The organism is Pseudoclavibacter helvolus, from assembly GCF_049707175.1.
Taxonomy (GTDB): domain Bacteria; phylum Actinomycetota; class Actinomycetes; order Actinomycetales; family Microbacteriaceae; genus Pseudoclavibacter; species Pseudoclavibacter helvolus_A.
The window spans coordinates 1-25446 of record NZ_JBNAFM010000004.1; the positions used below are offsets into that span (position 1 = coordinate 1).

General features: G+C 62.9%; 23 protein-coding genes and 1 riboswitch. Of the genes, 16 read left to right on the forward strand and 7 right to left on the reverse strand.

Going from position 1 to position 25446, the window contains the following annotated elements:
- Nucleotides 1–788 precede the first annotated feature (788 nt).
- Nucleotides 789–1715, reverse strand: coding sequence for a DUF4870 domain-containing protein (locus ACPYN9_RS04045; protein WP_424464130.1), 927 nt, complete (start codon nucleotides 1713–1715; stop codon nucleotides 789–791).
- Complete coding sequence (locus tag ACPYN9_RS04050) at nucleotides 1705–2238, reverse strand: hypothetical protein (protein WP_424464132.1); 534 nt, start codon at nucleotides 2236–2238, stop codon at nucleotides 1705–1707. Before ACPYN9_RS04050 ends, ACPYN9_RS04045 begins: the two co-directional genes overlap by 11 nt.
- Nucleotides 2239–2382: 144 nt before the next feature.
- On the opposite strand from ACPYN9_RS04050, the gene ACPYN9_RS04055 reads away from it, so the two are divergent.
- Nucleotides 2383–2874 carry a SixA phosphatase family protein gene (locus ACPYN9_RS04055; protein WP_424464133.1) on the forward strand — a complete coding sequence of 164 codons (492 nt, stop codon included), beginning with the start codon at nucleotides 2383–2385 and terminating at the stop codon, nucleotides 2872–2874.
- An 82-nt stretch (nucleotides 2875–2956) separates the two neighbouring features.
- Here ACPYN9_RS04055 and ACPYN9_RS04060 read toward each other — a convergent pair whose 3' ends face one another.
- Nucleotides 2957–4141 carry a cation:proton antiporter gene (locus tag ACPYN9_RS04060; RefSeq protein WP_424464135.1) on the reverse strand — a complete coding sequence of 395 codons (1185 nt, stop codon included), beginning with the start codon at nucleotides 4139–4141 and terminating at the stop codon, nucleotides 2957–2959.
- Between the two features lie 139 nt (nucleotides 4142–4280).
- Between ACPYN9_RS04060 and ACPYN9_RS04065 the strand changes: the two genes are divergently transcribed.
- The 5 genes from ACPYN9_RS04065 (at nucleotide 4281) to ACPYN9_RS04085 (ending at nucleotide 7728) form a co-directional block, all read left to right on the forward strand.
- Nucleotides 4281–5012 (forward strand): alpha/beta hydrolase, encoded by a 732-nt coding sequence (locus ACPYN9_RS04065; protein ID WP_424464137.1) that lies wholly within the window; start codon nucleotides 4281–4283, stop codon nucleotides 5010–5012.
- Nucleotides 5002–5241: a hypothetical protein gene (locus ACPYN9_RS04070; RefSeq protein WP_424464138.1), complete on the forward strand. Its 240-nt coding sequence runs from the start codon at nucleotides 5002–5004 to the stop codon at nucleotides 5239–5241. The genes ACPYN9_RS04065 and ACPYN9_RS04070 overlap by 11 nt, the downstream gene beginning before the upstream one ends.
- A gap of 49 nt (nucleotides 5242–5290) precedes the next feature.
- The gene (locus ACPYN9_RS04075; RefSeq protein ID WP_424464140.1) at nucleotides 5291–5857 is read left to right on the forward strand and encodes a hypothetical protein; all 567 of its coding nucleotides are present in this window, start codon (nucleotides 5291–5293) and stop codon (nucleotides 5855–5857) included.
- 101 nt (nucleotides 5858–5958) lie between these two features.
- Complete coding sequence (locus ACPYN9_RS04080; RefSeq protein ID WP_424464142.1) at nucleotides 5959–7359, forward strand: FAD-dependent oxidoreductase; 1401 nt, start codon at nucleotides 5959–5961, stop codon at nucleotides 7357–7359.
- Between the two features lie 9 nt (nucleotides 7360–7368).
- Nucleotides 7369–7728: a hypothetical protein gene (locus tag ACPYN9_RS04085; protein ID WP_424464144.1), complete on the forward strand. Its 360-nt coding sequence runs from the start codon at nucleotides 7369–7371 to the stop codon at nucleotides 7726–7728.
- Nucleotides 7729–7769: 41 nt separating this feature from the next.
- Here ACPYN9_RS04085 and ACPYN9_RS04090 read toward each other — a convergent pair whose 3' ends face one another.
- Both ACPYN9_RS04090 and ACPYN9_RS04095 read right to left on the reverse strand, forming a co-directional pair.
- A complete protein-coding gene (locus tag ACPYN9_RS04090) occupies nucleotides 7770–8213 on the reverse strand; it encodes a hypothetical protein (protein ID WP_424464145.1) in 444 nt (147 codons plus the stop codon).
- Between the two features lie 170 nt (nucleotides 8214–8383).
- A complete protein-coding gene (locus ACPYN9_RS04095) occupies nucleotides 8384–9067 on the reverse strand; it encodes a hypothetical protein (RefSeq protein ID WP_424464147.1) in 684 nt (227 codons plus the stop codon).
- 79 nt (nucleotides 9068–9146) lie between these two features.
- A riboswitch (SAM riboswitch) is annotated at nucleotides 9147–9261 on the reverse strand.
- Nucleotides 9262–9366: 105 nt separating this feature from the next.
- Between ACPYN9_RS04095 and ACPYN9_RS04100 the strand changes: the two genes are divergently transcribed.
- The 9 genes from ACPYN9_RS04100 to ACPYN9_RS04140 all read left to right on the forward strand — a co-directional run bounded on the left by ACPYN9_RS04100 (nucleotide 9367) and on the right by ACPYN9_RS04140 (nucleotide 22163).
- On the forward strand, nucleotides 9367–9498 hold the full coding sequence (locus tag ACPYN9_RS04100; protein WP_424464148.1) for a hypothetical protein: 132 nt from the start codon (nucleotides 9367–9369) through the stop codon (nucleotides 9496–9498).
- A gap of 321 nt (nucleotides 9499–9819) precedes the next feature.
- The gene (locus tag ACPYN9_RS04105; protein WP_424464149.1) at nucleotides 9820–10956 is read left to right on the forward strand and encodes a DNA cytosine methyltransferase; all 1137 of its coding nucleotides are present in this window, start codon (nucleotides 9820–9822) and stop codon (nucleotides 10954–10956) included.
- A 122-nt stretch (nucleotides 10957–11078) separates the two neighbouring features.
- Nucleotides 11079–13685 carry a Z1 domain-containing protein gene (locus ACPYN9_RS04110; protein WP_424464151.1) on the forward strand — a complete coding sequence of 869 codons (2607 nt, stop codon included), beginning with the start codon at nucleotides 11079–11081 and terminating at the stop codon, nucleotides 13683–13685.
- Nucleotides 13686–13801: 116 nt separating this feature from the next.
- Nucleotides 13802–14674 carry a PD-(D/E)XK motif protein gene (locus ACPYN9_RS04115; protein ID WP_424464153.1) on the forward strand — a complete coding sequence of 291 codons (873 nt, stop codon included), beginning with the start codon at nucleotides 13802–13804 and terminating at the stop codon, nucleotides 14672–14674.
- Nucleotides 14671–16599, forward strand: a complete 1929-nt coding sequence (locus ACPYN9_RS04120; protein ID WP_424464155.1) for a hypothetical protein — start codon at nucleotides 14671–14673, stop codon at nucleotides 16597–16599. Before ACPYN9_RS04115 ends, ACPYN9_RS04120 begins: the two co-directional genes overlap by 4 nt.
- On the forward strand, nucleotides 16596–17486 hold the full coding sequence (locus ACPYN9_RS04125) for a hypothetical protein (protein WP_424464157.1): 891 nt from the start codon (nucleotides 16596–16598) through the stop codon (nucleotides 17484–17486). Before ACPYN9_RS04120 ends, ACPYN9_RS04125 begins: the two co-directional genes overlap by 4 nt.
- The gene (locus tag ACPYN9_RS04130; protein ID WP_424464159.1) at nucleotides 17483–18334 is read left to right on the forward strand and encodes a hypothetical protein; all 852 of its coding nucleotides are present in this window, start codon (nucleotides 17483–17485) and stop codon (nucleotides 18332–18334) included. Before ACPYN9_RS04125 ends, ACPYN9_RS04130 begins: the two co-directional genes overlap by 4 nt.
- A gap of 1340 nt (nucleotides 18335–19674) precedes the next feature.
- On the forward strand, nucleotides 19675–21726 hold the full coding sequence (locus ACPYN9_RS04135) for a sigma-70 family RNA polymerase sigma factor (RefSeq protein WP_424464160.1): 2052 nt from the start codon (nucleotides 19675–19677) through the stop codon (nucleotides 21724–21726).
- Nucleotides 21727–21818: 92 nt separating this feature from the next.
- A complete protein-coding gene (locus ACPYN9_RS04140; RefSeq protein WP_424464161.1) occupies nucleotides 21819–22163 on the forward strand; it encodes a hypothetical protein in 345 nt (114 codons plus the stop codon).
- Nucleotides 22164–22204: 41 nt separating this feature from the next.
- Here the strand turns inward: ACPYN9_RS04140 and ACPYN9_RS04145 are convergent, their stop codons facing one another.
- Entirely contained in the window at nucleotides 22205–22351 is a 147-nt protein-coding gene (locus tag ACPYN9_RS04145) for a hypothetical protein (RefSeq protein ID WP_424464162.1), read from the reverse strand.
- Between the two features lie 182 nt (nucleotides 22352–22533).
- Between ACPYN9_RS04145 and ACPYN9_RS04150 the strand changes: the two genes are divergently transcribed.
- Nucleotides 22534–23838, forward strand: coding sequence for an alpha/beta hydrolase (locus ACPYN9_RS04150; RefSeq protein ID WP_424464164.1), 1305 nt, complete (start codon nucleotides 22534–22536; stop codon nucleotides 23836–23838).
- Nucleotides 23839–23851: 13 nt separating this feature from the next.
- Here ACPYN9_RS04150 and ACPYN9_RS04155 read toward each other — a convergent pair whose 3' ends face one another.
- Complete coding sequence (locus tag ACPYN9_RS04155) at nucleotides 23852–25345, reverse strand: amino acid permease (RefSeq protein WP_424464166.1); 1494 nt, start codon at nucleotides 25343–25345, stop codon at nucleotides 23852–23854.
- Nucleotides 25346–25446: the final 101 nt, after the last annotated feature.

The following is a 25446-nucleotide window of genomic DNA, read 5'->3' on the forward strand; positions in this document are numbered from 1 at the left end:
CCCTCAACAGATCGGTCCGGCCCTCAAGAAGCGCATCCACAACCGCCGTCTCACGAGACGAACCCCTGAATGACTCCAATGCCACGATGACCTCCCCCAAGATCACCACCAGCGTACCACTGGAACAGTCCAATAACTAGTCCATGAACAGGCTTTCTGAGAAAACTTCGAACCTGAGTACGAGCCAGAGCGAAAGCCGAACAAGCCCCGGTCAGGGAGTCCTTCGACCCGCCAGTTCGGTGATGAAGTAGACACTCGGTGGCTCCAGCGGCGTCCTTCACCTTCACGCTGTGGCGTACCCGACGACTGCTTTTCGCTTGAGCACCGACGGACGAACTGCGCGTCTAATGGACGCTCTCATTCGACTCTCGAACCCCGACCGAAAGCGCGGGGCCGGCGCCGTTCGCGGCGCAGCCTCGCGCATCCCGGAGATCTCAAAGATCTAAAAGCCCTGCCTCGCCGCGCAGTCCCGCAGCCCCGCAGCCGTGCAGCCGTGCAGCCGTGCAGCCAACGCTAGCCGCGCATCCCAGCAACTGCGCATCCCACGCATGCCGAGCTACCCGAGCACCTCGCACGCGAACTCGAGACGTGCCGCGGGTAGGCCGGCAGGTCAAGCGCGTCAATGCCGGAGAGCCCCACCACGGCGCACCAGCGAACGCAGCCCAGCGCCGGAAGCTCACGGCCCGAACTTCAGACCCCCGAGACGCTGCCGCGCCTCAATGCCCAAGACACTGCCGCACCTTGATGCCCAACTCGATACGCAACTCGATGCCCACGGTTCGGTGTTCTCAGCCCGCTCGGGACTGCTCACGAGCGGATGCGCCTCCCTGGAGCGTCTCGGCCTTCAAGAACGGGATCGCCGCAAAGAACGTGAACACGCGGCCTTGCGAGGCCGTCACCGTCCCGGCGATCGAGGCGATGACGTGCAGGAATCCGACGGCGAGGATGAGCACCATGACGCCGGTCGCCGCGATCTGGCCAAGGGGGCCAGATGTCACCGCATCCACCCCGAGACTGCCCAGCGTCATCATGCCCACAACGAAGACCACATAGGCTGCGAAGGCGAGCAGCATCGTGGCGGCCCAGTTGGCCGCAACTCGCGCGTTTTCACGAGCAACGGCGCTCTCGGAGCGACGCCACACTCGCCTCGACACGAACCACATCGTGAGGGCTCCCGCCAGCATTCCCAAGATCGGGATCGGGATCCAGCCGATGAACCCCAGCGCCCAGCACTTCGTTCCGTTCTCCGACGGCGCGACGTACACGTACTGCACGGGTGGCGTGGGCTGAGCGCCCGCGTCCGTCGCCCCGAGCGTCGGCAGCACGTTGTTCGCGGGATGCGCGTGCGGAGCCGAGGACTGCGCTCGCGGAGCCGAGGATTGCGCCTGCGGACCCGAGAACTGCCCGTGCGGACCCGAGAACTGCCCGTGCGGACCCGAGAACTGCCCGTGCGGACCTGAGGATTGCGGGTGCGGAGCTGAGGCCTGCGCGTAGGGATCCGAAGTTTGCGCGTACGGGTCCACATCCTGTCCCGACAGACCCACCTGTTGCGGCAAACCGACGTTCGGCCCCTGAGCGTTGGCAGGCTCGTTCGAGCTCGCGGCCGATGAGTCGTTGACGGAGGTGTCCCTCCACGACCAAGTGCCGATGCTCAGCGGGTCTCGATTCGGGGCGCCGTGTGCAAGCTGTTCGTTGGGCGTCTGCTCATGCGACATGGAAATCTGCCTCTCGTGCTCGAAATGGGATGGCGAGCGCGTAGCGGAATGCCCGCCCCTGCGAGGCGCTGACGCCACCGCAGATGATGCCGACGAGGTTCGCTGTGCCGATGGCATAGAGGAACCCAGTGGAAGTGATGAGCATCCATGAGTTGTCGGTCGAATCCGCCATCGCCCCCACCGAGACCGCGAAGAACGCGGCCGCCACGGCCACGAGCCCGAGCATCGTCTTCCCCCAGTTGGAGGCGTTGCGTGCGACTTCTCGTTGGAAGGCGTCGTCGGAGGCGAGGCCGCGCGCCGAGGAACTGATCATGCTCGTGGGGCCGACGATCCACCCGAGCAGTGGCACGAGCACCGTCAACCCGACGAGCCAGTACGAGGCGCCCGTCGCCGGCCGCTTCACGTAGACGATCTGCGACTGCCCCGCCACGTGGTGCTGTTCCGCACCGGTCGGATGCGGATGCGGATGCGGATGAACATGCGGCTGCGCCTGCAGCGGCAGATGCGGATGCGGATGCGTCACGAGCGTTCCCCCCAGAACTCCGTTGTGGCCCTCTGCTACTCCCCCGGGCCAGCCGCGAAGTTAGCACGGGCGGGTACGCGGCGCGATGGGCAGTTCTGCCCGTGTAGAGAGCCCAACGTGCTCTCGGTTGCTTAGGCTGGCGGCATGCCCCGCACTCTGATCTTGCTCCGCCACGCCAAAGCCGAGCATCCGATGACGATCGACGACCGCCAGCGTTCGCTTGCCGAACAGGGAGTGTGGGACGCCGCCGCCGCCGGCGACTGGCTGCGCGAGCACGCGCCGAGGGTCGACAAGGTCCTCTGCTCCCCTGCCGCCCGTACGAGGCAGACGCTCGAGACGGCTGAGGTGCTGGCCCCTGCCGAGTTCCCGAGCGCCCTGTACATGGGCGGCGAGGACGACTACCTGGATCAGGTCAAGGAGACCGCTGCCGACGTGCAGACGCTGCTCGTCATCGGCCATGAGCCGACCGTGTCCGGCACGGCAATCGCGCTGGCCGCCGATCGGGAGTCGGATCTGGCGCGCGAGATCCGGCACGGTTATCCGACGTCGGGCATCACGGTGCTGACGTTCTCAGGTGAGTGGGATGCGCTGCGATGGGGTTCGGCGAACATCACGGCCTTCCACGCGCCACGCTGAGGTCCGCCACACCGACACGCGCCACGCTGAGGCCCGCCACACCGACACTCGCCACGCTGGCACCCACCGCCGTACCCCGCCACTACGACCGCGCGGCCTCGTCTCGCACCGCATCCGCTGGTCTCAGGGCCATGCCGATGAGCGGGAAGAAGAGCACCAAGAGCATTCCGGCGCCCACGAGCGATGAGGCGATGGCGGGTTCGAGCACCTTCTGGTCGACTCCGATCGCGGTGACTGCGACGATGATCGGCAGCGCCGTGGAGCTGAGCAGCCCGAGGCTTGCGCGCTCTCGAGGCGAGGTTCCTTTGGGCGCGGTGAGCTGCGCCGGCAGGCCGCGGATGATCAGCAGCAGCCCGAGGAAGACGGGCAGCAGGATGAGCGCCTGCACGCTCCCGAGCAGCGCGTCGAGGTTGAAGGTGACGCCCGTGTAGATGAAGAAGAGGGGCACGAGGAAGCCGAAGGCGATGGCCTCGATTTTGCTTTCGACTTGTTCTCGGTCGGCTTCGGGGGCACTGCGCATGATGATCTGCCACATGACCCCTGCGGCGAAGGCGCCGAGCAGGATGTCGAGGTCGAGCATGGCGCTGAGGGCGACCAGGCAGGCGAGGGTGAAGATGACGATGCGCACCGCGAATTGACCTGAGGTGTGGAGGCTCGCGTTGACGAGCCGGTGCAGGTGCCCGTGCTTGAGGCGAACGGCGACGAGGATTGCGACGCCGGTGACGACGACGAAGAGCGCGAGCACGAGTGCTGAGACGCCTGGTGAGCGGGTGCCGAGGAAGACGGAGATGGCGACGAGTGGGCCGAACTCGCCGACTGCGCCCATGGCGGTCGTGGCTTTGCCGAACGGTGAGCTGAGTTCGCCGGCGTCGCGGAGGATCGGGATGAGCGCGCCGAGCGCCGTCGAGCTGAGGGCGATTGCGATGATGACGCCTGCCTCGCCGGGCGCGATGAGCAGGCCGGCCGCGATTCCCATGGCGAGGCTCAGAACCCAGGCGAGTGAGGCTTTGGCGAGTGGCCCGCCGCCGAGGCTGCGGAAGCGGATCTCGTTGCCCGCGACGAAGAACAGCGCCGCGAGGCCGAACTCGGACAGCCAGTCGAGGAGGTCTGATTTGTCGACCCAGCCGAGCAGGCTGGGCCCGATGGCGATGCCGAGCAGCAGTTCGAACACGACGATCGGCACTTTGACCCAGGGCGAGATGCTGCGCGCGAAGAGGGGTGCCAGCACGGCGAGGGCCGGGATGAGGAAAACCCCAGGTTCGGACACGCGCTCAGGCTAACAGCGCAATGGCTGGAGGCCCGCGGTTCAGGGGCCGGTTCTGGGGCATGTTCGGGGCCGTGTGGAAGGATGCTCGCGGAGAACGGTGCCGTGGCTGCGCGCGCCGGCACCCAAAGGGGAGGCAGCGGTGAGGCTGAACACGATCACGACCGGCGATGGCCCGAAGAAGGTCGCGCTGGTGCATGGAATCGGGGCCAGCGCTGAGCTGTGGACTTCGTTCGTCGAGCGGATGGTCGAGTCGGGTGAGTACACGGCGATCGCGGTCGACCTGCGGGGTCACGGCGACAGCCCGCGGGCGACGAGTTACCGTCTCGGTGAGTTCGTGGACGACCTGTGCGAGACGCTGCCGGACGATCTGCACAGCGCGGTCGGGCATTCGCTTGGCGGAACGCTGCTGGTTCGTGCCGTTCCCCGGCTCAGGCCCGGACACGCGATCTACCTTGACCCGGGGTTCAAGCTTGGGCTGCCGAGTCGGGGCGCCGGTGCCCGTGTGTTCTGGGCGCTCTCCGGGGTGACGCTGCCGCTTGTCATGCTGGCGAGCGCCGCAACGGGAACCAACGACACGAAGCGGTACACGCAGCAGACGAAGGTTCTGAATGATCGCGCGAAGCGCCGCTTCGACCGCAAGATGACGGTCGGCATCTTCGACCAGATCGCGCACGACGCGTACGTTCCCGCCGCTCCGCTCGTGCCGTCGACGGTGGTGCTCTCGGCTGAGGGCAAGGCGGTGGTGCCGGCGCCTCTGCCAGAGGAACTGGATGCGCTTGGCTGGGACGTGCGCAGCTTGCCTGAGGTCGGGCATCCGTTCTGGTTGCATGACGCGGATGCGACGTTCCGGTCGGTGCGCGATGTCCTTTGAGAGCGTGGTTGTCGTGACCGGGTGCGTCGTGGCGGCCGTACTGCTGGCGTTCGGGGTGCTGATGCTGGTGGCCCCGAGGGCGATGGCTCGGCGCGGGCTTCCGCGCAGTTACAAGGCGGGTGGCCATGCCTCGGTGGGCTACACCCGCCTCTCCGGTGGCGTGCTGTGTGGCGTCGCGGTGGCCACCGCGGTCTTGAGTTTGGCGGCAGGCCCCTTGGGGCTCTTGTGACTGGGGTGCCTCCCCTAGGCTGAGTCGACCGGCTGACGAAGGAGTTCGCATGCTGTCTGTTGAGTTCCCCAGGGATGTCATCTTCACCGCTTCCCTGTTCGGCTTTGCGACGTTCGTCTGGGCCGGGTGGGCGCAGGAGCGGCCACGGCATTGGGCGTGGCGCATCGTCTTCGGCGTGTTGAGCCTGGCCGGGGTGGCGCTTTTGGGCGTCACGCTGCCGACGGCTATCAGGAATTGGTCGAGCGCGACCGCCCTGCAGGTCGATTCTCTGCCATTCACGATCTACATCGTCATGGTGGCGCTGGAGGTGGTCGGCGGCCTCATCGCGGCCTTCTTCCTGCTGCACCGCAAGAAGGGCGAGCTGATGGCTCCCGTGATGCTGCTCATCGTGGGCCTGCACTGGGTGCCCATGATCTGGGTGTTCGAGCAGCCGTTCCTCGCGCCGGCCTCGATCTGGGCCGTCGCGGTTGCGATCGCCGCGTTCTTCCTGCCGCGCGAGAAGCAGGCGCCGAGCTTCTGGTGCGGCATCTTGGCGGCACCGGTCTTCCTGCTCACTGGCGTGATCTTCGCGGTCGTCGGCTTGCACGAGTTCGCGAACATGCCCTGCGCCTGCTGACCGCAGCGCCGGGGCGCCCGGGACGCCGTTTGTTAACCTGGTGGTCAGCAGAGCTACATGCGCAACTCGACCAGACATACAGAACCAGGGAACAACAGAACATGAGAATTGCGATCATCGGTGCCGGCCCGAGCGGCATGGCACAGCTTCGGGCGTTCGAATCGGCGGCACAGCAGGGGCGCGAAATCCCCGAAATCGTGTGTTTCGAGAAGCAGGCGGATTGGGGCGGTCAGTGGAATTACACGTGGATGACCGGCCTCGACGAGCACGGCGAGCCCGTCCACTCGAGCATGTATCGAAATCTCTGGTCGAACGGCCCCAAGGAGGCCCTGGAGTTCGCTGATTACAGTTTCGACGAGCACTTCGGTCGCCCCATCTCTTCCTATCCCCCTCGCCCCGCGCTGTGGGATTACATCTCGGGTCGCGTTGAGCGGGCGGGTGTGCGCAAGTACGTCCGATTTAGCACGGTTGTGCGCTGGGTCGACTTCGACGAGGCGACGCAGCAGTTCACGCTCGTGAGCGAGGACCTCGAGGCGAAGAAGACCACCCGCGAGGTGTTCGATCGGGTCGTTGTCGGGTCTGGCCATTTCTCGTTCCCGAAGATGCCGACGTTCGAGGGACTCGAAACGTTCCCTGGCCAGGTGAGTCACGCGCATGAGTTCCGCGGCGCGGAGAAGCTGCGCGATAAGGATGTGCTCGTAATTGGCTCGAGCTATTCGGCGGAGGACATCGGCAGCCAGGCGCACAAGATGGGGGCGCGTTCGGTCACGGCAAGTTACCGGACGGCTGCGATGGGCTACGACTGGCCGGTGGGCTTCGAGGAGCGTCCGCTGGTGACTCGCTTCGACGGTTCGACTGCGCATTTCGCGGATGGCACACAGAAGGACTTTGATGCCGTCGTGCTGTGCACGGGGTACCTGCACAAGTACCCGTTCCTGCCTGACGAGCTGGCGCTCGACTCCCCCAACAACGTGTACCCGGAGGGCCTCTACAAGGGGGTTGTGTGGGAGCGGAACCCACACCTGTTCTATCTGGGTGCTCAGGATCAGTGGTTCACGTTCAACATGTTCGATGCGCAGGCGTGGTTCGTGCGCGATGTCATCTTGGGCGACATCGTGTTGCCTGGGGTGGATGCGCGCCGTGCGGATATTGATGCGTGGCTCGAGCGTTTTCACGCGATCGGCGGGGCTGCGGAGGAGATTCGTTTCCAGGCGGAGTACACGCGCGACCTCATCGAGGCGACCGATTATCCGATGTTCGATCTCGATGAGGTCGTGGAGATTTTCCTTGCGTGGAAGCGCGATAAGGCGGAGGACATCATGGGCTACCGCGATCGCACGTACCGTTCGGTCATGACGGGCACGATCGCATCCACGCACCACACGAAGTGGGTGGATGAGCTCGACGACAGCTTGGATCGCTATCTGTCACCGAGTCCTGCTGCGGTGCAGCGGACGGCGGCGGATTCGGCCGAGGACGCCGCTGACGCGCCTGCCGTTTAGGCTGGCCGGATGAAGCTCAGTCGACATGAGGCCGCGATCCGCCTCGACATCCCGTTGGAGATGGCGAAGCGAAATGGGCTGCCTCCGTACATTGCCGAGGAGGCGTTGGCGGAGCTGGATGCGAACCCGCCGGTGTGGCTGGCGCAGTCGCGGGCGAACCGCACCGGCAAGCGTCCGGTGTGGGCGACGCTGACGTGCGAGGTGTGCGGGACGGTTGAGAAGGTGCGGCCGAAGAAGTGGTGGCCGGAGTTCACGTACGTGTCGTGCGATAACCACGACCTCGACGCGCTGCCGGCGCCCGCTGCGGGCACGACGCGCGAGTTCTCGTATGGCATCGGGACGCGTTTCACGGGTGTCGTCGACGCGTAGCTAGTCCTCTCCCTCGGTGCGGCGCCCGGCGTCGGCGGTTGTTATGACTCGGTGTTCGCGGGGCGCCACCCGCCGTCGACGGAGAGCAGGTGCAGTTCTCCGCCGATGGCGGCGAATTGGGTGAACTTCGTCGCCGACATTTCGCTCCAGATCGACCCGATGATGCGGTCTCCCGCGGTGTAGTTAGCGATCAGCTCCATAAAGAACTGGTCGTGCTGGATGAAGTCGTCGTGGAAGTCGGAGGCGAGCCAGAACCGCTCGGTGTCGGACGTCAAGCCAGCAGCCAGGCCGCAGGGAACCCAGGTGAACCAGTCACGCTCAGGAAGGTACTCGGCCCATTGGTAGTGTGGCGCGCCGGCTGCTAGGTCGGGCCCGCGGCCGGCAGCCGGGTCCTTCGAGACGATCGAGTGCAGGTACTCCGTGACCCAGGCGGGCCGGTCTTTGCGGAGTTGGGTCTGAATGGTCATCGAGATGGCGTAGCTCACGCGACCACCCTATGCACCAGACTCAGGCTGTCTCCTCGCTGGCATTCAGGTCAGGCGCCTGTGGTGGGTCGCCCGTCCGGTCACGGCTGGCGGGGCTGGGACCTTTCTCTCGAAACCACTGAACAGTGTTCATTGGGCACGATCCAGTGGCTCCGAGAGGGCCCCGTTCCTCAGCCCAGCGCGTTGGACCTTCGGCTCAGGCGCTCGAGGTTCGCGTCGCGGAGTCTTCCGTCGCCGCGCGGCCCTTCGTCGTGAAAGGCGCGACGCTCGTTTTTCCGCGCGACACACACCGCGCATCCGCTTGGGGCCTCCCCCGCTTGCTTCAGACCTAGCTCGACCGCGTGGGCGAAGTTCCCGTTGTTGTAGGCGGCGGGGATCGCCTTCCAGTCGTCGGGGCGGAGGTGCCCGGCGCGGTAGCCGAGCTTGCCGTGTTCGAGGCCGGCTCGCCGGAGGGCTTTCTTCGGCGACTTCGCGTCGCAGTCCTGCTCGTGTGCGTCGAGTTGGCGGCGGGCGAGGTGTTGTGCGCTTGTGTTGAGGAGCAGGAACAGCAGGGGCGAGAAGCCGAGCTGGTGCCAGCAGCCGGCGAACTCCTGCCAGTCGGGTTTGGTGTCGAGCCTTCCGCCGCGGAGCGTGCTGGCGAGCATCGCCATGATGAACGGCGGCGTGCCGTGCGTGTGCGGGGGCCAGCGGAGCACGGCTTGCAGCCATTCGCGGCGCAGGTCGTGGGGTAGGGCGCGGAAGGTGGCGAGGGCCCGTTGGTCGAGCTCGGCGTCCCAGTCGCGTTCGGCCTTGATGAGGTAGACGCCACTCTGGGCGTGCGTGGTGCCGCCGGTCGGCGTTGGGGTTTCGGGCATGGATGCGCTCCTCACGGGTACGCCACGCGTTCAGCGGATGCGCGGCGCGGGTTCACCGCGCACGGCACCGCTTGGTGCGTGAACTGACTTGTCGCGCACCGGACGGTGTCGACCCGTTCTTCCCCTGGGGCACCCCACTCAGGTAGAGGGTTGCCGTGCAGCTAGCCAGGTACTTGACGCTGCAACTCGTGAACGTGGGATGGAGATTAGCACGAAGGCCGCCCCAGGAAGGCGACGTCATGGTGTGACGGATCGACCCTACGCGTAGCTCCCTGTTCGCTCGCCCCTAGACCTGTGCCGTGAACGACGCATCGTTGCCCACGGTATGGATCACGTTTGTGTTAGCTGCCGAGATGGAAAACGGGTTCGCGGGAAGCACATTTGCAGCGCCGTCGACCATCCAGCTCTCCGAGGACCAAGCGGTGATGTAGGCCGGATGGCCCGACCTAAGGCCATTGACACCACGACGTGCGGGTGGAGCGGCTGGCCCCGACGAGTTCGCGTAGATCATCGGCGATTCGGGCCAGCAGCCAGTCTGCCGCTGGGCAGACACGGGACCCAAGTGACCGGGGAATGTTCTCGGTGGTCTAAAGCTCGTCTAGGCTCGAATGAGGCCCGCACGGGGCTTCCCGGAGAGCCGTCGTTGCAATGTCGGTGGCATCGACAACACTGAAGTCGTCGCACTCGAGGATCATCCAACGATCTCAGGGGCTCTAGCAACGTGCGCCGCGACTGAACCGACAAGAGGACAGATGAAGAGATTCCGTCTAGGTGAGTTTTTCTCGGGACCCGGTGGCCTGGCCCTCGGCGCGCTGGCCGCGGCGAAGGATGTCTCAGGCCGTGTGGCCCTGGAGCACGAATGGGCCGTAGACATCGACCCGGATTCATGTCAAACATTTATCGACAACGTCCCCGGGGCTTCAGGTGACTCAGTCCATGTCGGCGATGCTCGTGCGTTCTCGCGTCCCGACAAGCTCGCTGAGCTCAGTGGCATCGATGGCTTCGCATTCGGATTCCCGTGCAACGATTTCAGCGTCGTTGGTGAGCACAAAGGACTCGACGGTAACTTCGGCGGCCTCTATCGCACTGGTGTCAAGGTCTTGAAAGCAAAACAGCCCGAATGGTTCGTGGCGGAGAACGTCGGTGGAATCCGAAGCGCCAACGGGGGCCTTGCGTTTCAGGTCATCCTCAGCGAGCTCGAAGCTGTCGGCTACGAGGTGACGCCACACTTCTATAAGTTTGAGGAGTACGGCGTTCCGCAGACGCGTCATCGCGTGATCATCGTGGGCATCCGGAGGGACCTCAATGCTGCCGGCATAAGGTTTAAGGTCCCCGCTCCGACCCATACCAAGCCTGAGCTCGCCCCTCACCAAGGTTTGATGCCCTTCGTGACATCGAGGGAAGCACTGGAGAAGGCAATACCCCCCGGGACGACACACAACGAACTCACGCGCCAGTCTCAACGCGTCGTAGACCGTCTAAACCAGATCGATCCAGGTGAAAACGCGTTCAACGCGAAACGACTGCAAGCGGATCTCAGACTAAACGTCCGCGGGGCCACCATTAGTCAAATCTACCGACGACTACACCCGGATAAGCCTTCGTACACCGTGACGGGGTCGGGTGGCGGCGGAACTCACATGTACCACTGGGAAGTACCGCGAGCCCTCACGAATCGTGAGCGCGCGCGACTTCAGACTTTCCCGGACGAACACAAGTTTTATGGGAATCGCGACTCGGTGCGTAAGCAGATCGGCATGGCCGTGCCAGTCAACGGAGCCCGTGCGATATTCCAGGCCCTATTCAAGTCAATGCTCGGACTGGAATACGAGTCAATCGAACCAAACTTGAAGGCTGAAAGTCCTGAACTCTCGCTTCGCCAGGCTTGATCACCTAGCCTCCAGAATCAGCACCCACCAAACCTTTCGCGAATGGAGTCGCATTGGACACTCGATTTTTAGTTGAGACTATGGTCCAAAAGTTTCAACTCGACGCGTCATTTGATGACGCTTTGAAGCAGACGAAGCTCTTCTTCGAGGGCCAGTCGCTACAAGGGCTCGACGAAGCACTGGAGCAAGTCGAGAGAGATCACTACGCCAGCGTGTCCTCGGCAACAAAACTACACGAGACTTCGATCTCTCAGAAACTCGATATGTTGCAGCAACGCTGGTACGCCGGCCCCTTGAAGAATGGTCTTTGGCAAGAGCTTGCGGATCGGATGCGAGAGAGCGGCTTACGGGGGGCGGTGGACGCCGTAGACGAATCGACAGAGGCCATTGTTGCCGCGATGGCCGAGCCCCGTGTCGAGGACGATCGACGGCTAGGACTTGTCGTCGGGAACGTCCAATCCGGCAAGACCGCGAACTATTCAGGTGTTATCGCTAAAGCACTGGATCAGAACTACAAGTTCGTGATCGTTCTATCCGGCATTCATAACAACCTTCGCCGCCAGACCCAGATTCGCCTCGAGCGTGATCTGGGCGTGACGGATAACCCGAGCGCCTGGCATGGACTCACCTCACCAGATGCCGACTTCGGAACCGCTGCGAAGCGAAACGCGAGCAGTATCGTCTCGAACAATGCAAGAATTCTGGCTGTCGTCAAAAAGAACAAGAATCGACTCGAGAATCTTCTGGAATTTCTCCGCGCGCTCGACTCGGACGTCGTTCGCAGAACTCCGATCTTGATCATCGACGATGAGTCCGACCAGGCGACGCCCGACTCCTCGCCGAAAGGCAAGGAGGAGGCATCGACCATCAGCAGGCTCATGCGCGACCTCTGGGCCGAGGTGTCGAATGGCACCTACATCGGCTACACGGCGACCCCGTTCGCGAACGTCTTCATGGATCCGAGCGCGGAAGCGGCGGAGCTCTACCCAAGCAATTTCATCCACGTGATGCCCACGCCCGACTCGTACTTCGGGGCGGCCCGGCTCTTCGGACTCGGCACCGAACAAGCGGCTGTTGAAATCGATACTCACGACGTGCTCCGTCACGTCCCCGACGTCGAGCTGGATGCGCTTCGCCCGGCTGGGAAAGATGCGCCCTTCGACGCTGAAGTCACGCCATCACTCGTCGACGCCATCAGGTGGTTCATTGTTGCAGCCGCCGTCCGACGAGTGCGCGGTCAAAACGAAAAGCATTCAACGATGCTTATTCACACGACGCACAACGTGGAGCCGCATTTCGACCTCCGCGATGCAGTGGTCGACTTTCTTGAACCTCGTCGAGCGCGTGCTCGCGACGGTGACGTTCGGGAGTTCTACGCGACCTTCCACGAGGAGATCGACCGGGCTCCGGAACTACTGACCAGCAATGCTCAGGAAGCGACATGGCCGCGTGTGGAGCAGGAGATCCTAAGCGTGATGCGTAATCTGCGTGTCTCCGTCGACAATGGCCAGGCCGATGCAAGTGAGCGCCTGGACTACCGCGATGAGGAGCCGCAAACTGTCATCGTGATCGGTGGGGGCACCCTCTCGCGCGGACTCACTCTAGAGGGTCTGTTTGTCTCCTTCTTCACCCGTTCTTCGAACGCCTACGACACGCTCCTGCAGATGGGTCGCTGGTTCGGATATCGGAGCGGTTACGAAGATTTGCAGAGGATCTGGCTGAGTAGCGGTCTGGACGAGGATTATCGGTTCCTTGCGCAAGTCGAGCACGAGCTCCGCCAAGACATCGACAGGCTGATCCGTTCAGGGCAGTCGCCATCACAGATCGCTGTTCGTGTGCGCCAGCATCCCGGTCGGTTGCAGATTACGAATCCGAATAAGATGAAGCACGCACACGAAGTTGAGGTTGATTTCGAGGGCTATCCGATGCAAACGTACGTGTTTGATGTCGGATCGGAAGAGAAACTCGAATCTAATCGACAAGCGGCTCGAGGCTTACTCGGTCGCATCAGTGACAAAGTCGCCAAAACACGGCACGCAGACACCGGCGGATCTCGGGTATTCACGGGCGTTCCGGTCGAAGAGATCAAGAAGTTCTTCCAGGAGCTCTCGGTCCACAGCCATTTCGGCGACTCCTTCTCCGCCGCCGTGGCCTGGTCGGCAAACAAGCTCCCCGAGAAGCCCTGGAACGTGGTCCTGGCGGGCGGCAACGAACCGAGTCAATTCAAGGTAGGAGGGTTCACAGTTTCGTCGGTCCGACGCGCTCCGATTAGTCCAGATGAAGACGCGGTCAAGGGCAAGCACATCAACATTCGAGCTTTGATGAGCGGAGACGACATGCTGCTCGATCTCAAGCTTCTAGACACTGGCCACGATTCAGAGCGCTCCAAGTACTCACGGAAAGACCGCATAACGCAGAAAGAGATGCGGGCAGCGGTCGACGACGGCGACGGGAACGGCCTTCTGATCATCTACCCCCTGAGTCCCCGCTCCGTGCCGACAACTAAGAGCCGAGTCCCGATGCAAGAGGCGCTAAAACAGGTCAACCCCGATGTAGAGTTCAGCGACCAGCCCATAATCGGGGTCGCGTTGGTCGCACCGATCGACAGTCGCCATGAGTTGATCTCCAAGGGAACCTACCTAGCCGTCACGCCGCACTTTCAGGCAGACGAGGACGTGGACGAGCTCCCGACACCGGACACAGAGAAGAACTTCACGGGTGTTGTCTGATGCGCGCGGAAGAGACTTTTCGGCAGGCCCGCCGTTTGGGAGACGTCCTTCGCATCGATGAAGCCCGCGTCGCTCCCGTAGTCGGAACCCCCTCGGGGCGAGCCGTCTGGCTGGGGATGGACAGCAACGACGTGTCGGTCGCCTACTTCGAGGTTCCAGGTAGCCCGGACGTCTCGTTTGCGGTGAGCCAGCTGATGTTGGTCTCGACTGTAAACATTGGACTGGATACTAACGGTGCTCGCTACACCGCCATCAAGATAGCCTGTCTCGACCCTTCGCTCGCGGCGATCTTCACGACGTTCATTGAAGACCTGATCGGTGACCTTTCGGAGGAGGCGGACGTGCCGCAACTGATTGTGGCCTCGGCGGCCCGTTGGCGGCGTCTGCTACAGGTGGCCGGACGCGAACTCTCGGCGCATGCGATGGCAGGGATCTACGGCGAACTGCTGTTCCTCGAGCGTGCAGTGGCCGAACTCGGCAGTTCGAGCCTGCACGACTGGCAGCGGCAAAAACACGACTCTCATGACTTTAGCGGTGCAACTGGGTGTGTAGAGGTCAAAACCACCGGAATGCAGTCAAGAGCCGCCGTCGGCATCCACGGCCTGCGGCAGATGCTTCCCTGTTCACCAGCTCCCCTGACTCTAGCCGTCGCCGAAGTCGCTGTTACGGGTGCTGGAGAGTCGATCGACGATGTCATCGAACGGGTTCTGACCACCGGAGTGGACCCAGAGCTCTTCGCCGATAAGTTGGCCGATCAGGGGTACGTCTACAAGATGCCGGCCTCCGAAAAGTTCTCGTTCGAGTTGCGGACCTGGAGATTCTGGAGCATCAATGAGAACTCGCCGGTGCTCAGCTCACGGCAGCTGAGCGAGGAGGTCATGATGGCACTCGCCAATGTCTCCTACGACCTCGTGCTCTCTGCGCTTGGCGAAGCTAGCTCTAGTTTCGACTTCGCTGCGCTCGATGCAACCAAAGGCGGCTCAGCATGAGCACACACACATCGCTTCGACGGTTCTCCAAGCCCAGGCGTGCCGGAGATCAGACCAGCGGTGGTCGTGGAAAGCTGCTTAAAACAAATTCCGACTTGACGAGAGTCGAGTTGCTCATCCGAGAGACATTGCAGAATTCCTGGGACGCGCGACGCGACGATGTCCGTCCGACCTACGGAGTTCGCATTCGCGAATCCGATGCCGCACTCAAATACCTCCTGTTGAACAACGTTTTCACCGACCTTCCTGATTCTTTAGACGTGCTACGACGCAATGTCGCCGCCGCTGGTTCCCACGTACTCGAGATCTTTGATCGCGGAACCACGGGCCTTGATGGCCCGATCCGCGCGTCCGTAGAATCGGAACCAGGCGAATCCAATAACTTCAACTCATTCGTCTTCGATATTGGGACTACCAAGTCGACACCTGGCTCCGGTGGGACATACGGATTCGGCAAAACGGCGGCGTTCGAGGTCTCCGGGGCGCACGCCGTGGTCTATTGGTCAGTTTGCAGAGGAGCCGAAGGAGTCCATGAGCATCGGCTGATTGCATCGGTGCTCCACGACCCATATGCCGAGGAGGGAGCGAGATTCACCGGCGCCCACTGGTGGGGTGACCCCGATGATGCAGATGTGATCCCGCTCACCGGAACGAGGGCCGAAGAACTCGGCCGGGCTCTGTTCCAGACACCGTTCGAACAAGGTGAGCTCGGCACGTCGATTCTGATCATTGATCCGGTCATTACCGTCGACTCCGGCCAGAAGGACGAGGCCAGCCGACGGGTCGCGGTCCGCGACGGCGACCTCGCAGACCGTCTGACCGCACAGATCGAGCGAGCGGTCGGAATACATGCCTGGCCCAAGGTCACTCCAGATTCAAATGGTGAGCAGCCAATGTCGGTGCAGGTCTATAGGCAGGATCGCGATCGCGAGCTCGGCCTGCAAATCAGGGAACGTTACTCGCGCTTCGGCGACGCGCTCGTACAGGTTCGAGATGCTCAGAGAGCAATAACATCTCCGATACCGACTCTTCGCCCTAGTCATATTGTTCGCGAGGAGACTTTCCCGATCCAGCTTCGTCCGTCCAGATCGCAGAAGCAGGACGATTCGGAGTTCTTTGGTGGCCGCGCAGACAACATTGCCGGCCACGTTCACATCAGTCTGAGTCTTGCAGACCCGGTCCCCCGATTCGGTCTGATCAGCCCGTCAAACGTGCTCTGTCTGATGCGCTCACAGGCCGAGCTGGTGGTCTACTACGACGAGATTCTGCCATTCGACGAGCCTGGACTCACCTGGCACGCCGTTTTCAAGCCCACACCCGAATGCGACAAGCACTTCGCCTCCTCCGAACCCTCGACGCACGACGCGTGGACGCCGAACGCAGCCGAAAACGAGGTCGCGACATACGTCGTGAGTAAATCACTCGCCCAGATCCGTCGCAAGGCTCGCAATTTCCTCGAGGAGACCCGCGCGATCAATGCGAAAGAGGAACGGAGCGTGCGACGAGTTGCCACGGCCCTGAGATCGTTCGTGCCTCTCGGGCCTGCAGATGCTGAGCAAGATGAGGTCGAAGCCGGCACCGCGGCCAGGAGCAAGTCGCGCGCCTCCAGGCGGCAACCCAGGGTTCGCGCCGAAGTCACTGATTCGCTGCCGGACATCGACGGTCTTGGTCATACGCTGTCCGTCCTCGTAAGCGCGCCAGGAGACAGCACCGTGCAGGTCAGGGCCGTCTTCTTCGCGCGTACGCCGGACGGAAAAATGGAGTTGTTCGACGACGAAGTACGCGTGTCCTGGAACCTCGGCGCCAAGTCCGTCAGCACCGCCTCTGAGCTGTCAATCCGCTCGAACACCTCGGTCGAACTGCACGTGCGCACACGGACCGCAGTTGCCCTAGAGGTAGTTCTCGAAACGACGGTGGACACATGAACCGCGTTCTCCTATACCCATATCCCAGGCTCGAGCCTGCAAACATCTCCTGGTCAGCTTGGAGGATCGTGCTCGACGGTCACGAGGTGACTACCGGAGAGTTCACCGATGCCTGGGATGCCAACTCTGCGATGGAGTTCAGTCTGTCGGTATCGATCCCGAGTTCGTCGTTGCTACGAATGCGAGGCGGTAACCCAGTCCTCCTTCTGAGTGCGAGCTGCGCGGAGACCGCATTCACCGACACAGCGGAGACCCCATTCGTCGCGTCGCCAACGTCTTTGACAGCAGCTGGCAGTCTCTCGCTCTCGGGTGCGGACATCAGCCAGAAGCTGACCCTCAGGGCGCAAGTTCTCATGCCGGTCGAAGCACAAGGTCGCGCACCTGAATGGACGAGTCGACGCATCCTCGGGGAAGCTCGCGCACTCGACCTGGAGCTCGATTCCGACCTCTCAGGCTTTCCGACCTCAGCGCGTTCGTTCAGCGCCGCGCACCTGCCCGATGCCCCGTGGGATATCAAGGTTACTGCGACGGATCTCTCCGACTCGTTCTCCAACTCAATACGGCTGTACCTGAATGAGGACTACCCACTTGTCAGAGAGCTCATGAATGGCAAGCCCAAACCCCATGTGGAGGCAGAACTCTCGGCTTCCATCGCCCGCACCTTGTTGAACACTTCGAGGAGACTCTGGGATATGGCTCCGGAGATCGAAAGCCCTGATGACGTCGCCGCGCAACATCCGGACTCCATCGCCGCTGCCGGTAAGCGCGTGGCTGGCACGTACCTGCGAATGAACTTAGCTGAGGCGATTCACCTGATACGGTCCCGACCTGAGACCGTCGAGTTTAGGGTCGCATCGGCCGCCGGTGTACTCAAGGGACGATCATGAGCGGACAAGTGCTGTTCCCTAGACTCACTCCCAGCCGTCGAGCGATTCTGCGCTCAGAGCTCGAGGACGTCGCCTCACCGACAGATGTCACCTTCGCATTGGAGGCGCTTCAAGACGCCTACGACGATTCAAGTGCTTTTCCCGCAACTGGAGGGCGCCGAATCACGGTGAATGAACTGATCGATTTCCGAATGCGCTGCCTCGAGGCTGTCCAAAGTGTTCCGCCGACTTCGGAGATCGAGCGCGGACAGCTTTTTGACCTCGCCATCGGCCGGGTGATTCACACTTCGACGGTCAATTCACGTGGGCAAATGGGCCACCCGCAAGTCTGGGACCTCATCACCCTGGTATTACTGCCTGATCTGGCGTCAGCCCGCTTCGAGCCGTCGCGGGGTGTTCGGACGGGCAGGTTCGACGGCGGCGGTCGGCGACACGTGTTCCAACGTCTCTGGAAGCGCTGGCAGTCGTTGGGGCCCGATCTCGTCGAGTCAGGCGGACTCACCGAGGATGACTATGTCGCGCTTTTGGAGCGGAAGATCACTTTAGAACGGCCAGCGGTTGCGCGCGCCGCGGCGGTCGCCATCGTGAATTCACAGCTGACTGGCGGTCACCGCCGCGAGTACACGCGTGTACTCATGCGGCGCCTCGTCCAGGCCTCCGGAATTGTAGCCGTAGGCGGTGAAGATGCCGCGCATCTTGAGGCACTTTTCGCCCATCTCGATTTCACTACGCGAGAAGCTTTGAGAGACCAAGCCAACGTCGATTCCACATATGTCGGTGTGGGCGGGGGCGCTGGTATGTACTACGACGATAGCGAGTTTGTACGCCCGACCGCAGACCCTCGTTAGCGACCCTACACGTACCCCGGCGATAGCGAGTTTACTCTGACTGGATATCCGCTTCTCTGAGCGCCATTAATTTCCCGGTTGAGCGCCGCTTGTTCTTCGTAACGATCATGTAATTGAGCGCCGAGTATCCGACTGAGGCCGCCTTTCTAGAATCTGTCGCGTGGCCGAACACGAAACAGGAGGGGGTGTTCGGATCGTAGGCAGGACGAAGGCGAGGAGCTGGTACTGCAGGGCTTCTCGTCGCGGCCGATCGCGGCACAGGGCATATCTCGGTACTCGGTGGCGGCGGTGATCGACGCCGCCGCACGAGAAGGAATCCGGCTGTGACGACATCGCCGATCACGGAGACGGGAGGTGTTTGCGCGACGGTTGCCCGGTCGCGATGAGGACGAGAGCGTTCACGCCTAGCCAGATTGGACAGGGTGCATCGGGAGATCACCCGTGTCGAGATGGCGTTGAGGCAGTTGCCTGGCTAGTACGTCGACGCTTGCCGCGGCATGGGCGAGACAGAGCTAGGGCGTGGCCGGCTCTGCAAGATCTACTCGCGGCACATGCGGGTGATCGGCGTGGCGTCGCGGGTCGAGCATAAGGCCAGGCAGACGGTGGAGGTCGACTGTTTGGGTGCTGACCGATCTGGTCGCCGGGCAGACGGCTCGGGGCAGGTGTTCGTGGGGACGCTGCCGTTCTCCCGCTACTCGTTAGTCGAGCCCACGTTCGATATGCGACAGGACACCAGGCGGCGTGCGAACGCGGCGATGTTCGACTGGTTCGGCTGGGCGTCTATGACGTCTAAGACCGGCCGGGGCCGACACTTGCGCATTAGCGTCAAGAAACCCAGGTTTAGGGACACGTCGAGCGTTCCAACGCCTCCGCCAGGTCATCCAGCAAGGTGATCGTCTCGTCGACAGGCCGTGAGCGCGGCCGTTGGCGAGTCGGCACCTCGCCCTGGTAGCCAATGCTCAAGACCTTGCACAGATCTGATCCATTTGCCGAGAGTTCCTCATCTTCCCTGCGACGAGCGAGCGCTGACGTCTGCATGTTGCCGAGACGTGAATGTCGGTCGTGTGGATTAACGTTTTCGTATGCGCCTTGCCTCTCTCGTCCACCGCGAAGAGCACACGGCTGAGCCTCCATTCGATTTCTCCGGAGAATTAGACCCGTGCCCCGGTGATTCAACACGACTACCACATTCCCATCTCGTTCAGGAGCGGGCGTCACGGACGAATGCGGACACCCGACACCCCAGCCGAGGTGAGCTCAGCAGCTGGTTCGGGCAACTCACAGAGCCCCTACTCACCGCAGACGAAGAAGTCGCCCTGGCGCGAGAGATCGAACTTGGTTTGATCGCACAGCACCACTTAGATCACGGCGCCGACGCGGAAGGGGCACATGATTCCAAGACGTCTGAGGACCTGCGTACGATCGCACGTGACGGCCGGCGCGCCTACGACCGTTTCGTGCGCTCGAACCTTCGCCTCGTAGTTTCTATCGCAAAGCGCTACTCAAACGCACCGCTCGAACTCGAAGATGCACTTCAGGAGGGGAATCTCGGGCTCATGCGTGCCGTCGAGAAGTTCGACTGGACTAGAGGGAATAAGTTCTCGACCTACGCGACCTGGTGGATTAGGCAGGCCATCACACGTGCGATCGCTGACCAAGGACGACTAGTTCGTATCCCTGTCCACGCTGTGGAAGACATCGCGCGGATTCGGGCAACCCGCCGAGACTTGATGGACCCAATTATCGGCGAAGCCACCGATGACGACGTTGCGAGCGCACTCGACCTCGAAGTCGCACGGATCCACCAGCTCGAAGCTTACGACCAAGACCCCGACTCCCTGAACCGGCACGTCTGGACGGCAGAAGGCCCCGTCGAGTTGGGCGATCTGCTACAGGACCCGCTGGAGCTTCCGACCGAGGCTCGCCTCGAGCGCGATGAACTCGTGGAAACAGTGCGCGCCGTCATTGCTGCCCTCCCGCCTCGCGAACGGCAGATTATGCGACGGCGCAACGGCCTCGATGGTATGGAACAGGGAACGCTCGATTCGATCGGAGCCGAATTCGGCGTGACTCGCGAGCGCATTCGGCAGCTTGAAGCAAAGACGATCAAAACACTTAAACAAGATCCTTTCTTACTCGCGCTCATCGGCGATCTTCGAGGGAATCTCGCGACGTCAGAAGCGATTCCCCGGGTAGCTCGTGGAAGAGCGCGCTCAGCCGAGCCGAGTCTCGCGAGTTTGGAAAAGACAAGCGAGGATCCCGAGATTGGTCTACCGCGCGAAGCGCGCGGATTCTCCACAAGCATCGAATTGGGCACCTCCCCGTCGGAAGTGGCCTTGACGCAGGCCCCCAGAGATCCGGCCGGACGGGAAGCACGGGGAGTCGACCTCCATATACGCCTTGCAATAGTCGAGGCTTTCGCGGCCAATCCGGACATCGCTTCCGTGTCCAGCAGGACCAAAAATACTTCAGCCACGGTCATTGACGTGCTGGCTGACATTACCGGAGAGAGCTTAGATCGGATAACTGCCGAGCCGCAGATCGTTACCGTTCCACGTCGACTTCTCCGCAAGCTTCGCGATCAGGTCGCCGATGCGTCGCAAAGTACCGAAACGGGGTCGCTGGACCGCGAGGCGCGCGTGCCCGCGGCGGACCCGGCAGACTCAGCGGACCATCCGGCACATGATTTTCCAACCTCATTCCGGTCGCTAGATTCGAGGCATAAGCCGGTTTCGACCGACGACTCCACCCAAACTAAGCCACTCGATGACACACACATTGGCGAACTCGAAAGGATCGATATGTACAACGCAACACTTGAAGACGGCACTGAGGTGACACTCACGCGAGACGGAACCTGGTCGTTCGGTGCCGCGGACTCGACGACCCCAACCTTCAGACGAACTCGGTGGGGCGCAAACAGGGACGAGATTGCCAGTTCTGAGGATGGCAAGCCCAAGAAGGGACCGGATGGCTCTCTGACCTATAAGGGGAGGATCGCGCACTTGGAGACAAAAATCCGGTACGAGCTGCTCAACGACGCGCTCATGCGCGCGGAGTACGAAATCATCGAAGAGTTCTCAAGCACCAATAAGTACCTCAGCGAGTTCAGTTGGTTCAAGGATCTGCTCACTAAGAAATATGGAGCACCAATCGAGGACGAGATTACCTGGATCGATGAAAGTTCCAAGGACGAGCCCAATGAGTGGGGTGATGCCGTTGCAAGAGGAGATCTGGAGCTTCGCGCGGTCTGGCACTCCCCGGAAACCCGGGTCACGGCCGCACTGAAAGGCCAAAACTACGAAACCTCAATGACAATCACCTACGACGCCGTTCGATACGAACACATCGCCCGAGCCGCTCGCGAGGCAGAGATCCTCGCCGATCTGTAAATCGAGCTACTGCCCCCGCCGCTCTCCTTCACGCACCCCGGCGGCAGCGAGTTCACACTGACGGACAAGTCGTCGCGGGTGAGAAAGTTCGCTTGGTTGATGCCGAGCAGGTACGTGCTCAGGACGATGCCACCGACCGCTGCAACGACGAGTCAGCGCCGGCCGGTCGACGTGTGGTCGACGAAGACGTGCCGTACGACGCAAAGCAACACGCACAGTTCAAACGGCACGCAGACGAGTACAACCAGGAGCGCCGCGACGTCGACAAGAGCGATCGCGACGTTGTCGGAATCGCTGCCCACGAGGAAGTCCAGCAGAAGCCACGCGGTCGGCACCAGAAGCACCAAGGTGCGACCGATCCGGCCCCATATCGGACGCGTTCGAGCAGCACCAACACGAACGCCGCCGTCGACGACGCCAAAAAGCCGAGGATGTAGTCGAAGAACATCTCAGCCCACATGCCTAGCGTGAACGCCGGTCACCAGGCGACCGCAGCCATGCCGACCATGACCACGCCGAGCGGCACGTCGCGCTTACGACCGGGCTCACGCATAGTCGCCTCATCGGGGTCCTCACCCTCGAGAAGGGATTCCCTGCCACGCTGGCTCGAAAGTTCTGAGTCCACCCCGCACCGCGGCAGCGCCCGCCGCCCGCCGCCCCACGCATCCCCCAGCAAACCACCCGAATCGCGCGTGTAGCGTTCAGCTACTCCGTGTGATTCGCCGAGGCGACCGCTTCGACGGATCACCGGAATCCCCAGTAACGCTTCGCACGAAGGAGCACCCCGATGCTGTTCCCCGCACGCGCATGAGTGCCCTCCTCGAGTTGCCCATCATCAACTCCCCCGCCATGTGGATCATCTTCGTCGTCGCGGCCGCCATCACCATCACGCTGCTCCTGCGCGACGCCGACCCGAAGTGGTTCGTGCGTGCATCCATCGGGGCCATAGGCGGCGCCCTCGCCGGCATCGGCGCCTACTACGCCGGCAACCTCCTCGACCTTTTCGGCGTCGCCCTCCCCTTCATGGTCGGCGTCTGGGCCGCCGCCACCTTCGCCGGCATCGGCCTCGCCATCGCCTCGTTTCCCGACTCGAAACCGTGGCGCAAAATCGTCGCCTCCGCCGCCATCCTCATCTACCTGATCGCCGGCGCCACCGGCATCAACGCGTTCTACGGCCTCAACCCCACCCTCGGCTCCGTCTTCGGCGTCGTCGATGAGCCACAAATTACCGTCCCCGATTTCAACCCCGACAACCGATCAGCGCCAACGCAGCCCCTCGCCGAAACCTGGCAGGCCCCCGCCGACATGCCCTCCGTCGGCGAGCGAGGCTCCGTGCCCATCCCCGGCACCGAATCCGGGTTCGTCGCCCGAGACGCGGGCATCTACCTGCCGCCCGCCGCCCTCGTCGACAACGCGCCGGCCCTCCCCGTCGTCATCATGATGATGGGGTACGTCGGCAACCCCGACCCCACCATCATCAGCGACGTCCTCGACCAGTTCGCCGCCGACCACAACGGGCTCGCCCCAATCGTTGTCGTCGCCGACCAGCTCGGAGGCCAAGGCGACGTCGACCCCGCCTGCGCCGACTCCGCCAAGTTCGGCAACGCCGAAACCTACGTCACCACCGACGTCGTCAACTGGGTCAACGCCAACCTCAACGTCATCCAAGACCCCAAGTACTGGACGGTCGCCGGCTACTCCAACGGCGGCGGCTGCGCCGCCAAGTACGGCGCAAAAGACCCGGGCACGTTCATGAACATCATCAGCGTCTCCGGCGAGCAGTACCCCGGCTCAGAAAACCCCGACGCCGTGCAAGCCGACATCTACGGCGGCGACGCCGCAGCCTTCGACGCGTCCAAGCCCATCACCATCTTCCAGGCAGCCGCAGCCGGAACCTACGACGGCATGACCGCGGTCTTCACCGCAGGCAGCGAAGACCCCGACTTCGTCGCCATGGCCACCACGGTCTCCAACGCGACGAACGCCCTTGGCATCGACACGACCCTCTTCATCGTGCAAGGCGCAGACCACGGCGGCACGGCCGTCAGCGGCGGCCTCACCGAAGGGTTCAACGTGCTCTACCCGAGACTCGGCCTCGCCTCCGGAGGCTGAGCGGACAAGCAGATCACGCCCCCGGTCCCGACGGGCGAGCCCCCGCCTGCCGGGTCGCCAGCGCACCCCGCCGCGCACGACGGCGCACGAGCATCCACGCCACCCCGAGCACCACGAACCACACCGGGGTCAGCACCAGCGGCCCGCGCGTGTCCGCGAAGAGCCCCAACACCACGAGCATGAACGCGAAGAACCCCAGCACCAGCCACGCCAGCGGCACCCCGAAACGCAGGCGGTACGCGGATGCGGCGTGCAGCTCGGGCCGCCGGCGCCGGTACACCAGGTACGACGCAAGAATCATCGACCAGACGAAGATGAAGAGGATCGACGACACCGCCGTGACGAGCTGGAACGCGTCGTCGAACACCAGCCCGAGCGACCCACCGAGCAGCACCACCCCACACGACAGCAGCAACGCGTTCCCAGGAACCGCGGTTCGGGTGAGCTTCCCAAACACCGACGGCGCCTGCCTCGTCGTCGCGAGACCGTACGCCATTCGGCTCGACGAGAAGAACCCGCTGTTCGCCGCCGACACCGCCGACGTCAGCACAACCGCGTTGATGAGCGCGGCCGCGCCACCCAGGCCCACCAGCAGGAACAGCGCCACGAACGGGCTTTCCGCCGGGTCGATCTCGCTCCACGGCGTCACGCACATGATGACCCCGAGCGAAAGCACGTAGAAGAACAGGATGCGCAGCGGCACCTGGTTGATGGCCCTCGGCAGGTTCTTCTCCGGCTCCTTCGCCTCCGCCGCCGTCGTGCCGACCAGCTCGATGCCCGCGAACGCGAAGATCGCGATCTGGAACCCACCCAGGAACCCGACGAAACCGTTCGGGAAGAAGCCACCGTCATCCCACAGGTGCGCGACGCTCGCGACCTCACCGTTCGGCGCGGTAAAGCCCGTCACGATGAGGAAAAGGCCCACGACGATGAGACCAAGAATCGTCACGACCTTGATGAGCGCGAACCAGAACTCGGCCTCGCCGAACGCCTTCACCGCGATCAAGTTCAACGCGAGCACGAAGGCCACCGCGACGACCATCGGCACCCAGCCGGGCAGGTCGGGCCACCAGAACCTCGCGTACGTCTGCACGCCGACCATGTCGGCCGTCGCGATCGAGATGAGGCACAGCCAGTAGGTCCAACCGATGAAGAACCTCGCCCACTCGCCCAGATAGTCGGCGGCGAAATCCTGGAACGTTCGATAGCCGAGATTCGAGAGCAGCAGCTCCCCCATCGCGCGCATCATCACGAACAGCATCGCGCCGACCACGACATACACGAGCAGAATCGACGGGCCCGCCTTGTGGATGCCAATCCCCGAGCCGAGGAAGAGCCCCGTGCCGATCGCACCGCCGATGGCGATCAGCTGAATATGGCGATTGCTGAGCCCACGCTCGAGCACCGGACCACCCGACAGGGAGGCAGTGACAGGCTCGAGCGCGTCGGCATCGCCTGGCGCGGTGGTCGTCATGATCCCGACGAGCGCAGTCGGGGGAAACAGCACGCGGTGCTCATGGCCAGAGCCTAGGACTCGGCGGAGGAAAACGCACCGAAAAGAAGTGGTGGAGGACACTGGAATCTCACCAGACAAGGCGTCTCAAGAAC